The 13739-nt window shown below is 49.4% G+C and carries 12 protein-coding genes and 1 pseudogene; 2 read left to right on the plus strand and 11 right to left on the minus strand.

Features of this window, described 5'->3' with window-relative positions; all coding sequences use genetic code 11:
• Positions 1-20: 20 nt before the first annotated feature.
• From G8759_RS06480 to G8759_RS06530, 11 genes and pseudogenes are all read right to left on the minus strand, one after another.
• Positions 21-1598, minus strand: coding sequence for a serine hydrolase domain-containing protein (locus tag G8759_RS06480; RefSeq protein ID WP_167206312.1), 1578 nt, complete (start codon positions 1596-1598; stop codon positions 21-23).
• A 55-nt stretch (positions 1599-1653) separates the two neighbouring features.
• A complete protein-coding gene (locus tag G8759_RS06485) occupies positions 1654-2244 on the minus strand; it encodes a LutC/YkgG family protein (protein WP_167206314.1) in 591 nt (196 codons plus the stop codon).
• Positions 2237-3625 carry a lactate utilization protein B gene (locus G8759_RS06490; protein ID WP_167206316.1) on the minus strand — a complete coding sequence of 463 codons (1389 nt, stop codon included), beginning with the start codon at positions 3623-3625 and terminating at the stop codon, positions 2237-2239. Before G8759_RS06490 ends, G8759_RS06485 begins: the two co-directional genes overlap by 8 nt.
• Positions 3626-3636: 11 nt before the next feature.
• Positions 3637-4377 carry a (Fe-S)-binding protein gene (locus G8759_RS06495; protein WP_167206318.1) on the minus strand — a complete coding sequence of 247 codons (741 nt, stop codon included), beginning with the start codon at positions 4375-4377 and terminating at the stop codon, positions 3637-3639.
• An 85-nt stretch (positions 4378-4462) separates the two neighbouring features.
• A complete protein-coding gene (gene rhaT, locus G8759_RS06500) occupies positions 4463-5497 on the minus strand; it encodes an L-rhamnose/proton symporter RhaT (protein WP_167206320.1) in 1035 nt (344 codons plus the stop codon).
• 317 nt (positions 5498-5814) lie between these two features.
• A complete protein-coding gene (locus G8759_RS06505; protein ID WP_167206322.1) occupies positions 5815-6456 on the minus strand; it encodes a cysteine hydrolase in 642 nt (213 codons plus the stop codon).
• Between the two features lie 247 nt (positions 6457-6703).
• Entirely contained in the window at positions 6704-7261 is a 558-nt protein-coding gene (locus G8759_RS06510; protein WP_167206324.1) for a GNAT family N-acetyltransferase, read from the minus strand.
• A 48-nt stretch (positions 7262-7309) separates the two neighbouring features.
• Positions 7310-8410 carry a mandelate racemase/muconate lactonizing enzyme family protein gene (locus tag G8759_RS06515; protein WP_167206326.1) on the minus strand — a complete coding sequence of 367 codons (1101 nt, stop codon included), beginning with the start codon at positions 8408-8410 and terminating at the stop codon, positions 7310-7312.
• Positions 8411-8481: 71 nt separating this feature from the next.
• Entirely contained in the window at positions 8482-9612 is a 1131-nt protein-coding gene (locus G8759_RS06520) for an amidohydrolase family protein (RefSeq protein ID WP_167206328.1), read from the minus strand.
• 20 nt (positions 9613-9632) lie between these two features.
• Positions 9633-10111 (minus strand): annotated as a pseudogene (gene ispF / locus G8759_RS06525) (2-C-methyl-D-erythritol 2,4-cyclodiphosphate synthase).
• 1 nt (position 10112) lies between these two features.
• Positions 10113-11348 carry a M16 family metallopeptidase gene (locus G8759_RS06530; RefSeq protein ID WP_167206330.1) on the minus strand — a complete coding sequence of 412 codons (1236 nt, stop codon included), beginning with the start codon at positions 11346-11348 and terminating at the stop codon, positions 10113-10115.
• Between the two features lie 107 nt (positions 11349-11455).
• Here G8759_RS06530 and G8759_RS06535 point away from each other — a divergent pair, with 107 nt between their 5' ends.
• Together G8759_RS06535 and G8759_RS06540 are read left to right on the plus strand one after the other, a co-directional pair.
• Positions 11456-12562 carry a tetratricopeptide repeat protein gene (locus G8759_RS06535; protein WP_232074152.1) on the plus strand — a complete coding sequence of 369 codons (1107 nt, stop codon included), beginning with the start codon at positions 11456-11458 and terminating at the stop codon, positions 12560-12562.
• Positions 12563-12696: 134 nt separating this feature from the next.
• Positions 12697-13701 (plus strand): phosphotriesterase family protein, encoded by a 1005-nt coding sequence (locus tag G8759_RS06540; RefSeq protein ID WP_167206332.1) that lies wholly within the window; start codon positions 12697-12699, stop codon positions 13699-13701.
• The last annotated feature ends 38 nt before the right edge of the window (positions 13702-13739 follow it).

Genomic DNA, 13739 nt, shown 5'->3' on the forward strand with positions numbered 1-13739 from the left:
CTGTTTACTGCCTACTTTATTTAAGCCAGCAACCGCCCCTGCAATACAGGCCGATCATCTTTTATGGCTGAGTTGAGAATAGCCAGGCTTTTCCTGAATTCGACCTTGACCGTGTCTTTGTCGAAGTTGCAGGTTATGGTCTCGTAGTGGGCTGTTTCAATAAACCGCACAGTCAACACAAAGGTGTTGGGGTCGGTCCAGGTGCCGCTGGAAGCAATTTTGGTCTGAGTTTCGCCCGGAATCAATGTTGGTGTCAATTTTAGCGGCAGTGCAGAAAGGTCGGTTTCTTTCTCGACCCAGCGACCCATGCCGCAGTTGATGCGGTGTTCGCCCTTATCGTCCTGAATTCTGAAAATGCCGCCGTCTTTCCCAAAATTCAGTGAGACCGCTTTGACATGGAGGGCATTTTCGGCAATGTTAAACGTTTTATTGTCAATCTGCGCGATGATTGGCGAAGTCGACTGCACATTCTGTAAAGGAAGTGCCAACGACGTTAGCTTCTGTTTCAAGTCAGTCTGTGCTTTCGCATCCGCTGGCAGTGCTTTATCTTTTACGGCTCCCAGAATGTGGTTCCAGACATTGTCCAGAACGGCCTGCATATCGCCAGTTTCGCTTGTGATCGCAACAACCATATCTACTTTGGGCAGAACGATACAGTATTGTCCGTAGGCACCATCGCCCCGGTAGGCATCATTCCGACAGCGCCAGAATTGATAACCATAACCCTGTAGCCAGTCATTTTCTTCTTTTTTTCGCGATCCGCCTTTTGACTGGATTTCGAATTTGGTTGCGTCCTCAATCCAGTTGGCGGGCAGTATTTTCTTGCCATTCCAGACGCCTTTTTGCAGATAAAGCTGTCCGAATTTGGCGATGTCTTCGGTTTTGACTCTCAATCCCCATCCGCCGGTGTTAATGCCTTGTGGATTGACTTCCCAGTCTGCTCCTTCGATACCCAGCGGGTCGAAAAGGCGAGGCTTCAGATAAGCCAGCACAGTTTGGCCGGTAAGTTTCTGAACAATGGCCGACAGCATGTAGGTGGCTATGCTGTTATAAAGGAAAAATGTTCCAGGCTGATGCTCAACCGGCTGGGCCAGAAATGCTTTCGCCCAGTTCTTTTCGGCGCGAACAGCAGGCTCTTTATCATGACCGGTCGACATTGTGAGCAAGTCTTTCACACGCATAGCTGCCAGATTCTCGCTGACCGTAGCCGGAACATCGTCCGGGAAAAACTTGATGACTTTATCGTCGACCGTCAGGCGTTTTTCGGTAACGGCCATGCCAACGGCTGTTGATGTAAAGCTTTTACTCAGCGAATAGAGCGTGTGTTTGAGGTCAGGTGCATAGGGAGCCCACCAGCCTTCGGCTACTACGTTGCCATGACGCAGCACCATCATACTATGTACGTTTAGTTTCTGCGTTTCGACAGCATTGGCAAAATTCAGCAAACCTGCCGATGATATGCCCTGTGCTTCGGGCGTACTGCGGAGAAGCCTGGTTGTGCCTTTTGCCCATACCTCGCCGGGAAGCGATGAGAGGAGGCCAATACCCGCGGCACCAAAACCTAATTGTTTCAGAAAAAGCCTACGATTGAGCTGCATACGTTCTTAGATAAAAGTATGCAGCCAAAAGCCGGGCCTGAACCGATTCTCCTTTTCAGGGCAATAAAAATACGGTTAATGTTTTGGAGCCATGAGCACCAATCACCAGCGACTGTTCAATGTCGGCGGTTTTGGATGGGCCCGCAATGAACGTTCCGAATCCTGTACTGGTGTCGATAAGCCGGTAAGCTTCGTGCATGTTGCCAACGAGGTTCTTTTCTGACAATACGATCGATAGATTGAGCGTGATGAAGGGCATGGCACGGATACCGATCGCTGTTTCATCGAGCCAGATCGCTGCATTTTCGGCAACGCCAACAATGCCTTGCAGGACAATCAGATGAAGATCATCTAAAAGGCGGAGATCCTCCTGCGGGGTAAAATTGCTAATATCAAGGCCTGGAACGCGACTTAGTATCGGTAACGTAAGGTCATACTCTTCGGCCAGGAATGCACTGGCTTCCACCAATGAAGGTACCCGTATGGCCTGGCCCCCATTGGTCTGCACCATTTTCATGAACGAGTCTACCAGATTATCCACCGAAATATTGGGTGGAAAACCAATTGTTTCAGGTAAGGGCAGTAAATCGGGTTTACCCCGGCCAATAGCGGCCAGAATGGTTTCTCGGGTGGTTGGGTTAGCCATTTGTTTTCTGGTTTTGTTGAGCATACCAATCCCGGAAACTCTGCTCGGGGGGCTTAGGCATATCGCGATGAATGGCCCACGGATTCAGGCCAGGTTTGTTGGCCAGCGACGGAAATTTCTGCATGAACCAACGTCCTGCCCGACCGGCAAACCGATACAACCACGGATGACTAAATAAAACATCCATACCGGTCATTCCCACTTTTTTAGTAGACTCTACAGCTCCTGCTTCGCCCAATACCTGCCGCCATTTATACAACTGCTGATGGATGTCGATCTTAACGGGGCAAACGTTGGTGCATGAGCCGCAGAGCGTTGACGCGAAAGGTAAATCAGCATACTCTTTCATGTCGATGTTTGGGGCAAGAATGGAACCGATAGGCCCCGCAACAGCTGTATGGTAGCTATGTCCGCCACTACGCCGATACACCGGGCAGGTATTCATGCAGGCTCCACAGCGAATGCACTTCAGTGAGTTACGAAAGTCGGGGCTGGCCAACTGGCGTGTCCGACCGTTATCGACCAGCACCAGATGCATTTCCTGGCCCGGCGCGGGTTTCCGGAAATGGCTGGAATAGGTCGTTACCGCCTGACCCGTAGCCGAGCGAGCCAGCAGTCGCAGGAATACACCAAGGTGTTCGGCCTGCGGAATGACTTTTTCGATACCCATGCAGGCAATGTGAACCTTGGCCAGATGGGCACCCAGATCGGCGTTGCCTTCGTTGGTGCAGACGACAAAACCGCCTGTTTCGGCAATGGCGAAATTGACACCCGTTATGGCTACGTCGGCCAGCAGGAATTTTTGACGAAGGTGAATGCGGGCAGCTTCGGTAAGGTATTGCGGATCGGTTGCTCCGGCTTCAGTACCTAAATGGATGTGAAACAGATCGCCGATGTGTTTCTTTTTGAGGTGAATGGCGGGCAGAACAATATGGCTCGGCGGCTCATTACGAAGCTGCACAATCCGCTCGCCCAAATCCGTGTCGATAACCTCAATTCCTTCTTTGATCAGGAAAGGGTTCAAATGACACTCTTCGGTGAGCATGGACTTACTCTTGACGATCTTGGTAGCCTTATGCTTCCGCATAATATCCAGCACGATCTGATTGTGTTCGTCGCCGTTGGCTGCCCAGTGAACAATAATGCCGTTTTGTCGGGCATTTTCTTCCAGCTGGATCAGGTAATCGTCTAACTTCGAGAGCGTATGCGCCTTTATTTGCGAGGCTTGTTCGCGCAATTGCTCCCACTCAGGCAGCGATTGAGCGGCCCGGTCGCGCTTGCTGCGCACAAACCAGAGTGTTTCATTATGCCAGTCCGTATTTTCCTCGTCACGCAGGAAAGCCTCAGCGGCTTTGGCGTGTTTGGGAGATGCAGTATCCATTCGTTTGTTATTTAATTCCCTGATGTCAGAATTTCGGCAATGTGCATCACGCGTACCGGACTTTTCTGACGACGTAAAACACCTTCTAACTGCATCAGGCACGACATGTCGCCACCTGTAATCACTTCAGCGCCATGACGGAGGTGATCAGCGACGCGATCTTTCCCCATCTTGGATGACAACGCTTCTTCAAACACGCAGAATGTGCCACCGAAGCCACAGCATTCGTCAGGCTGAGAGAGTGGTACGAGGTCGAGGCCATCCACCAGATTCAGCAAGTGTTCGGGTTTCGAAAACTTGGGCGCGACCAGTTCTGACATTGACGACAATTTCAGACCCCGCTGGCCGTGGCAACTGGTATGTAACCCCACCCGATGCGGGAAACGCGCTTTGGGCAATTCTTCGACTTTCAGAACATCCGTCAGAAATTCGCAGAGTTCATAAACATTGTTGCGTAGCCGGGTTGCTTCGGCGGGTTGTTCGTCGGAATGAAGGTGTTCTTTTAAATGCAGGACACAACTGCCGGAAGGCCCGACAACAACGTCGCAATCAGCGAAATTGCGGATAAAATTTTTGTCGCAACCGGCCGATAAGCTCTGGAAGCCAGAGTTGGCCATTGGCTGGCCGCAGCAGGTCTGTTCCATTGGAAACACAACTTTAACACCGAGTGATTCGAGCAAGCGTAGTGTGGCAATGCCCACATTCGGATAAAACTGATCGACGTAACAGGGAATAAATAAGCCTACGTTCATCTTTTACATGAAATCACCTACGAAAATAACGAAATACGGCGCACAAACGAGCCTATTTCTGTCAATAAACTCAACGACAGGCTCCTTAAGCCTGGGTTCCCAGACCGATTAATACGGTCGACAGAACAATCAGTAGTAAACCAGCAAACACCACACTATAGGTTCGGCGGCTGGCTCCCCGCCATTCCCAAAGCACTAATCCCCAGAGTGTGCTGAAGGTAATAATAAAGGCCATGTGCATTGTCCAGCCCGCAAACCGAATGCCATCGGGCAGGTAGTTATCGCCCATGCCGTAGAAGAAAAACTGAAAATACCAGGTCGTTCCGGCGAGCATTGCCCAGATGTAGTTGCGAAGCAGCGGTGTCTGACTATCCGTATAATCACCGAACGACCGATTTCGGCGGTTTAGAATCATACACCAGATGAAATTGGTCGTAAAGCCACCGAACATCAGCACCGGATAAATGGCATTGTTTTGCCAGAGCGGGTCGGTTCCGTTCGTAACGGCCATTTTTGCAATCGGTTTCCCTGCTGTGAGCGCAAAAGCGAAACAGGCACTCAGAATGCCCGAAATGGTAGCGACGATAATCCCTTTTTTAAGGTTAAATTCAGCAACGGTGGCTTTTTGTTGCGCCGGGTTAAGTTCCCGCTCTTTCAATACACCCGCCCAGCCACAAACGGCAATGCCCACTAAGCATAACGCAACTCCGCCCAAAGTGTAATGGCCCGTACTGGTGTAGAGAAGCATATCTATTTTTCCGTCCCAGATGGGGGGTACGAGTGTGCCAAACGCCGAACAATAACCCAGTGCTACGGCCATACCCAGAGAGATACCCAGATACCGCATCGTCAGGCCGAAGGTTAATCCGCCAATACCCCAGAGAACGCCAAAAAAGTAGGTCCAGAAGAGCGTATTGCTATCGGCCGATGTAATACTCGGAACAAGCCCATGTACGGTTATACTACCCATTACCCAGGGCACAATGATCCATGATGCCACCCCGCCGACAATCCAGGCACTCTCCCACGACCATTGCTTAACGTTACGGAAGGGCAAATAAAAACTGCCGGAAGCAAACCCGCCGACAGCATGATAAAAAACTCCCAAAATGGCATTCATAGAAAAACGGTTTAGGAAAATGTCAGGCGGATCAACCGCCCACCGGTCAGGGAAAATGACAGTAACTTGTAAAGATGATACGTAATGACGAGAGAACTTTCCTGCTCTTTCCTGCCGTGTTCAGAAACAGAACGTTTTACGCGCCTTCTCTGATAAGAATCTGAGGGTGTATGCCTACTCATTGACTGGAATAGCGGCTCTTACCTAAGAGTGGCGAACAGGAATAGTTCATGAATTTACTAAAAATAACGCGACTGGAGCCAATTGCTCTATCGGCGTCAGTCGCGTTTTCTGGAAATGTAGGATTTCAAACAGAATCAGGCCGAGTAGCCCCGTGTTTCTACTTCCTGAACAGCTTCACCTGTCAGTTCATCTAAAAACTGATCGTGGGTCATGGGTTTAGAAAACATCGGGAAGTTTTTGGCGCAGGCAAATTTTTGTTCTTCTTCGCTAAGTGTGGCGGTACAGTCGGTAAGCGTCACGACTTCAAAGCCTTTTTCGTAACCAGATCGCATGGTCGATTCCACACAACAATTGGTAAGAAAACCACCCAGCGCAATCGTTTCGATGCCTTTACTCCGAAGAATAAAGTCAAGATTGGTACTGGCGAACGCATCAAGACCGCGCTTGCCTTCCAGCACAATATCACCGGGTTGTGGGGCCAGCGAGTCGATAATGTCAACGCCCCACGAACCTTTCCGGAAGGATTGACTGTCGACCACACCTTTCAGAATCCCATATGGATGCTTCGTAATCTCAAAATAGCCTTCCTGAAAGCTAATCGGCGAATGAATAACAACGGCTCCGGCTTCACGGGCTTTCTGGACCAGATCGAGGGTGTTGGCCAGCATGTTGGTTGATTCCATTACACCCTTAACGGCATCGTGCAGGCTACCACCCGGCGACGTAAAATCGTTCTGATATTCGATCAGGACAACGGCAGTTTTTTGCGGATTCATGACGATTTGGTTTTAAATGTATTGACGTTGTTATTCTTCAACGAATGCCTTTCTGTATTATCTGGAACGTGTGCGAGCGATCTTTTATTAACTAAAGTACCCTGAACGTTGTGTTTACTCCAATGCCTGTTCGAACAGGATTCGAATTTTTTTTGGCGAAATCGCTATAAGGAAGTCCGTTAGTTTACAAGAAAAATAAGGGCTAGAAAACAAGTCGATACCGATTTCTGTACCTTCTGGATTGACTTCACTTCTGGAAGTCCCACAAGACAATCACCCAGGTTTCGCCAATGGCTGGGTCGTAGAATTCGTGTAGTGATTCGAAGCCAACGCGAGCGTGAGCGCGAAGGGAGCGGATGTTGTTAGCCGAAATATCGGTTATTAAGACCTGATATCGGTCGCTATAAACATCGCGGTGGTGCTGAAACATCCGGTCGAATACCCGTTGTCCCCGATAACCATCTGCCACACAAACCTGCCCCATTACATACCAGGCATGGTCGCGTAGAGGTTTACCATCGTATTGTAGTGTGTCGATCAATCCGAAAAGAGGTAATAATTCCGGAACATCGGCTCCGAATTCCGGCAGCATCGTCAGGGCGTAACCGACTACCTTTTCGCCATCTTTGGCAATAATGCTTGGAGCCTCCAGATTCATGCGGCTCAGAACGGCGGGGTCATGCTCGACCGTTACGAACCCCTGCTCGACCTGGACCTCGATGGGTACATTTTTGCGGAGGTTTGCCTGTTGCAGAGCCAGAATTCCCTGCACATCAGCTTCAGACTGGACGGTGGTGATAGTCATCTAATGAAGAATTATGCATGAAGAGTGAAGAATGTTGACTCTTCATTTTTAACTAATTGTCATTCGCTCCGATTTGGCCAGGAACGCGGAGTCTACTTCAGCACCAATTCCGGGTGTATCGGGTAGCGTAATCTGATAACCGTTGTAGGTAATGCCGCCGTAGATCGGATCATGGGCGTGTTCAAAACAGCCATCCAGATCGCAGAAACGCACATTTTGACGGGCAGCAGCAAAATGTGCGTTGGCTGTTAATGCCAACCGCGACTCCGACATACACCCGATCATGCAGGGGATACCGGCGGCTTCGGCGATGGCGTTGATTTTGAGGGCTTCAAAAATGCCTCCGCTTTTGGAGAGTTTAATATTGAAGTAATCAACGGCTTCTTCACGTACCAGCCGGATCGCATCCGTCGAATCGAACAGGCTTTCATCGGCCATGATCGGCACGGTCGAAAGCTGGCGAATTTGGCGTAGCCCGGCAATATCATGACGCTTAATCGGTTGCTCGCAGTATTGTACATTCCAATTACCAATAGCACGGAGCACACCTGAAGCAGTCACTACATCCCATCCCTGATTGGCGTCGGTGCGGATGGGTGTACTATCGCCAATCGCTTTTCGAATGGCTTCGATACGTCTGATATCGTCTTGTAATGTGGTGCCCAACTTTACCTTGATGGCATCTGCACCCTTTTCCTGAATCCGCATCGCATCTTCCACCATCCGTTCGGGCGTGTTGATATAGATCGTTTCATCGGTGACGAGTGGCCGTTTCGATCCGCCTAAAAATTGGTAGAGCGGCATCCGGGCGGCTTTGGAAGCAATGTCATACAGAGCCATATCGAAGGCCGAGCGCGTAGTCGGGTGGCCGGGCAGGTATCGTGTCAGTGCATTGATACAACCTTCTATATCGAGCGGATCACGACCAATCAGCAGTCGGGCCATGTCATCGGCCGCAGCCAGGCCCGATGCCTGCGTTTCGCCAACGATCATCCAGAAAGGTGACCCTTCGCCCCAACCGGTGATATGTTCGTCGGTTTGAATTTCGACTAGTATGTTCCGGGCGTTTTCAATCGTACCCAGTGAAATAGCAATTGGTGCTTTCAGCGGAATGTCGAAGCGATAGAGGGCAATCTGGGTGATTTTCATGCTTACACGCAAAGGATAGCGCACTGGCCGCCAAGTCATTCAGCGTACTTGGCGACCAGTGCGTTTAAAAATTACTTCGGAAACTGCCCCTTATCAAGGCCAGGAATAATGCGCAGGGCATTTTTGTAATACACCTTTTTCAGAACTTCATCCGGAAGCCCCATGCCATACATGCGCCAGAACGCATGGTATTTTTTATGGTAAGGGAAATATTCATCGTCGGTTTCGAGGACGCGGAAATAAGTCGCATATTCTGATGGAACCCAACTGTCTTTACCAAATAGAATACGATCCTGATATTTCTCGAAAAACTTCCGGGAGGCTCGGGGCTGGCGGCCCAGTTCGGCAATAACAGCCCCAATCTCGACATTCATGTTTGGGAAAACTTTCATTAAACTGTCGAGTTTATTGAGGTCATTCGGATACCAGCCCATGTGTGCCGCAATGAACGTAGTTTTCGGGTGTTTGCGGAATACATTGTGCTGCTCGGCAATGAGTTGTTCCCAGGGGACAGGGTCATTCGGAGAGCGTTTGCGACCAGCGTGGAGCTTCAGTTCGAGCCAGCGTTCGTTGTAGCGGTCCATGGGGTCCCAGAACGATTTGGGATCGGCTGTATGAATCAATACCGGAACGCCCAGTTCACCACATTTGGCCCAGATGGGGTCAAGGCGTGGATCATCCACGCGAACGCGCTTGCCTTTGTCGTCTTTGACGCTGAATCCCAGATTTTTATAGATCTTCAATCCGCGGGCTCCTTTTTTTATGTCGTCTTCAAGGGTTTTTACAGCCTTCGCTGTCCAGTCTTTATCGTTCACATCGCCGAAATTAAGGTTTGTGAACAGGGCCAGCCGTTTCGGGTTGCTTTTCTGAACATTGGCCATTGCATTATCGAAGAATTTAGTGCTTTCGGTTTCGTTGCTACTAAATCCGCGTCCGCTCAGGTTAACCATCAACCCCATATTCAGGCTATCCATCTGCGCAATAAGCTTGCTCAGATCGGCATTATCCATCTGATACTGATGGTTATGCACATCGATGAATGGATATTTCGAGCGTGTTAGTTTATGTTCCGGCACTTTTAGCGTCGAAACCGGATCATATTCTTCAAAGCCCAGAGGTTCGGCGGGTTGGGCAGGTTTAGGCTGACCACAGGCAACTAATCCTGTCAGCAGGATTGCCGGAAGGTAGAGGAGGTTCTTCATAGACAGATTGTATTTACAAACTAACCCCTAAAGATAAGCGCCACACAATGAGCTGCAATACCTTCGCCCCGCCCACAAACCCAATGTGTTCGGAGGTGGTTGCTTTAATTGAAATATCATCTTCTGGAATGGCCATAACCTCCGACAGACACGCTTTCATGGCCGGGATGTGCGGATTGAGTTTTGGTTCCTGCAAAACGACAGTCACATCCACATTCGAGATTTCGTAGCCTGCACCACGCACCATTTTTAGCACTTCGGCCAGCAGTAACTTGCTGTCTACGCCTTTCCAGCGCGGGTCTTTATCGGAAAAATGATAGCCAATGTTGCGCATGTTAGCGGCACCCAGCAACGCATCGCACAACACATGGCAAACTACATCGGCGTCGGAATGGCCAACGGGTCCAAATGCACTCGGAATATGAATACCTCCCAGCCAGAAAGGTCGTCCTGCTTCCAGGCGGTGAACGTCGTATCCTTGTCCTACTCGTATTTTCATGCTACGCAGCCCGGTAATACAGCGTCGAACAGTTTTCTTTCCGCAGCACCTTGCCTGCTATGCTCTGTACATCATCGGCGGTGACGGCCTGAATGTGAGCGGCTTCCTCATTGACAAGATCCGGATTGCCCGAATTGGCCGCGAACGCAAGATTCATGGCCCGATTCAGCAGTTCAACTTCTGCGAAAGCAAGCGTTGCTTCAGCCTGATTTTTCACTTTGGCCAACTCATCTTCTGGCACGGTCTGCTCAACAAATTCCTGAATAACGGCTTCGACGGCTGCGTCAGCTTCTTCGAGAGAGATACCCGCATTCAACGTTCCCTGAACGACCAGAAGGCCAGGATCGATAGACGAGGTAAGATAAGCGCCTACGTTGCTGAATAATGGGTTGTCGCGGAGTAGTTTCTGATAGAGCCGTGACGATTTGCTCCGCCCAAGCATATCACTCAGGAGATCGGTACGGTAGAAATCAAGATCAAAACGACCGGGCATGTGATAGGCTTTATATAAGCCATTTAGGGGGACTTTTGCCGATGTTTCCAGCTTTCGGGCTTCGCCCTGGATCGGCTCAGACGGTAACTGCCGGATGTACTGCTCTCCCGCCGGAATTGGCTCAAACCACTTCTTGCATAACTGCTTGATCTGCTCAACGGTTACGTTGCCTGCCACCACCAGAATCGCGTTATTGGGCAGATAATATTTAAAGAAAAATGCTTTTACATCGTCCAGTGTGGCATTTTCAATATGACTGATGTCTTTGCCAATGGTTGCCCAGCGGTAGGGGTGCTGTTGATACGCGAGCGGCCGCAGTTTCAGCCATACGTCGCCATAAGGCTGGTTCAAATACCGCTGCTTAAATTCTTCGATCACTACTTTCTGTTGTACATCGAGTACCTGTGGATCGAAAGAAAGGCTCAGCATTCGATCTGATTCGAGCCAGAAAGCCGTTTCCAGATTGGCTGCCGGAAGGGTGATGTAATAATTGGTAATGTCGGGGCTGGTAAAGGCATTGTTTTCGCCCCCAACCTTCTGCAACGGTTCATCGTAGCTCGGTATGTGCCGTGAACCGCCGAACATCAGATGCTCGAACAAGTGGGCAAAGCCTGTGCGTGACGGATCTTCGTCGCGGGAGCCAACATTATAGAGAATATTAACAGCCGCTATGGGCGTCGATTCATCTTCATGAACAAAAACCCGCAGGCCATTGTCCAGCACAAACTGTTCGTAATAAATCATGGTAAAACTTTTGCGTATAGCCCTCGTTAGATAATACGCCGTTAACAAAAGTACGGTCCTGCTTGTATAGAATCAAACGATGGTTCTTGACTACAATAGTATTGATCTTGAAAAATATCCTTTTTTTTCTCAGCCTGTTGTGCCTGCCGCTATGTATGCGGGCTCAGGCCTTAACTGACTCAGGCCTGCAACAAACTGTTCTGAAAACGCTGGATCATATCTATAATTTCGAGTTTTCGGAAGCCGATGGGTTAATTCGGCAGATTCAGTCCCGGTATCCACAGCACCCCGTCAGCCCGATTCTTAAAGCCACTGAACTGGAGTTGCAGTATTTGCCCCTTCACGAGAATAAAGTGGCTACGGCGCAATTCGTTCAGGCCGCGAATCAGGGGCTGGAGCTGGCTAAAAAGATGCTCGATAAAAACGAAGATGATCCGGAAGGGGTGTTTTTTGCCTTGACGGCCCACAGTTATCTGGCTTCGCTGTATAATAACAAAGGCGAGTCCCTTAAAGCTGTCGGTGAGTCGAAAAAAGCGTATAGTTTTCTACGGACGGGTTTCGCCTTAGTGAATAAGAGTCCTGATTTTCATTTCACATCGGGTCTTTACAATTATTACATAGAACGCTACCCGATGGATCATTCGGTTGTTCGGCCGTTCATGCTTTTCTTTCAGGATGGCGATATGGTACAAGGCCTGAAACAGATGGACGTTGCCAGCAAAAAAGGTATGTTTATGCGACCCGTGGCCAATTACTACCTGGCTCATATCTACCTCAAGCATGAGATGAACCCCGTCCGGGCGGTTGTTTATACGAAATACCTGGCTGATAAATACTCAAATAACCCGTTGTTTGGTATGATCAACGCAGAGTCTTTGTTGCTGTCGGGACGGTATACCGAAGCGCGACTTTACGTGCAACGGTTGAAGCAAATGTCCAATAAGCTCGTACCCCTGGCTGTCAACACATTCGAGGGTATGCTGGCCGAATATGCCGATAAAGATGATAAAGCGGCCGCCCAGTTCTACGAGACAGCTCTTAAATTACCCTTCAGTGAATCCTATACGAAGGAATATCATGCCTTTGCCTATAGCGGAATTGCACGGATTGCCGCTCGCTCCAACGATCGGAACCGGGCCAGACAATACTATAAAAAAGCGTTGGCTGTTGGGGAATATAAGTCGTTAATCCAGGAAGCGAAAGCGTATAGGTAAAACAGGTCAATGATTGACTTGTGCTGTGAAGAATCTTCGGTCGGTCATTATGCTATGAAGCCGCGATGGTTAACCATCGCATGGCTTCATACAGAATGACCGACCTTGTATAGGTTGTCTTTCGCTGTCAGAATATGTACTCCCGTCGTTCGTTTTTGCAAAGCTCACTGGCTGGCCTATTGTTTGTTCGCAAACCCAAACGGATTATTCAGACCGTAACGGGACCGTTATCCGCATCGGCCATGGGTCTGACACTCATTCATGAACACGTGCTGGTAGACTTTATTGGCGCGGACAGGATTAGTCAGGATCGTTGGAATCGAAGCGAGGTCGTTGCAAAAATGCTACCTCATCTGACGGAGTTAAAACAGATGGGTTGTCAAACCATTCTGGATTGTACACCGTCCTACCTTGGTAAAGATCCGCTATTACTAAAGCAACTGTCTCAGCAATCTGGTGTCCGGATATTGACGAATACGGGTTATTATGGAGCGTCCGATAATAAATTTATACCGGCTCATGCCCGAACTGAAACCGCCGACCAACTGGCCGAACGCTGGGTCGCTGATTTTGAGAAGGGCATTGATGGAACGGATATTCGGCCGGGGTTTATCAAAATCGGAGTTAATCCTGGATCATTGTCGGAACTTCATCGGAAGCTCGTCATAGCGGCCGCCCGTACACACAAACGTACTGGTCTGACCATCTGCTCGCATACAGGCCCCTACATTCCCGCTTTTGAGGAGTTAGCTATTCTGAAAAAGGAAGGTGTTCGGCCAGAGGCATTTGTGTGGGTTCATGCGCAGGGCAGCAATACAGTTCATTATGCCCGTTTTGTTCGGGAAGGTGCCTGGGTTAGCCTGGATGGTTTAGACGACAGCAATGTTGATAAATATGCCGAAACACTCTTGCTGATGAAAGAAAACAGATTCCTTCATCGGACGCTCCTTTCGCACGATGCAGGCTGGTATGATCCTGCGAAACCAGATGGAGGCTCCATTGACCGGGATTATACAGTCCTGTTTAAACGGCTTATGCCGATCCTGAATAAACAGGGATTCACGAAAAACGACTGGAAACAGATTCTGGTTGATAACCCAGCAGAAGCGTTTAGCCTGTCTGAACCGGGATTTAAATGATTTCAGAATTAATCTGATTTTGCTTCATTCACGTATTC

The sequence above is a fragment of the Spirosoma aureum genome (genome assembly GCF_011604685.1).
GTDB lineage: Bacteria > Bacteroidota > Bacteroidia > Cytophagales > Spirosomataceae > Spirosoma > Spirosoma aureum.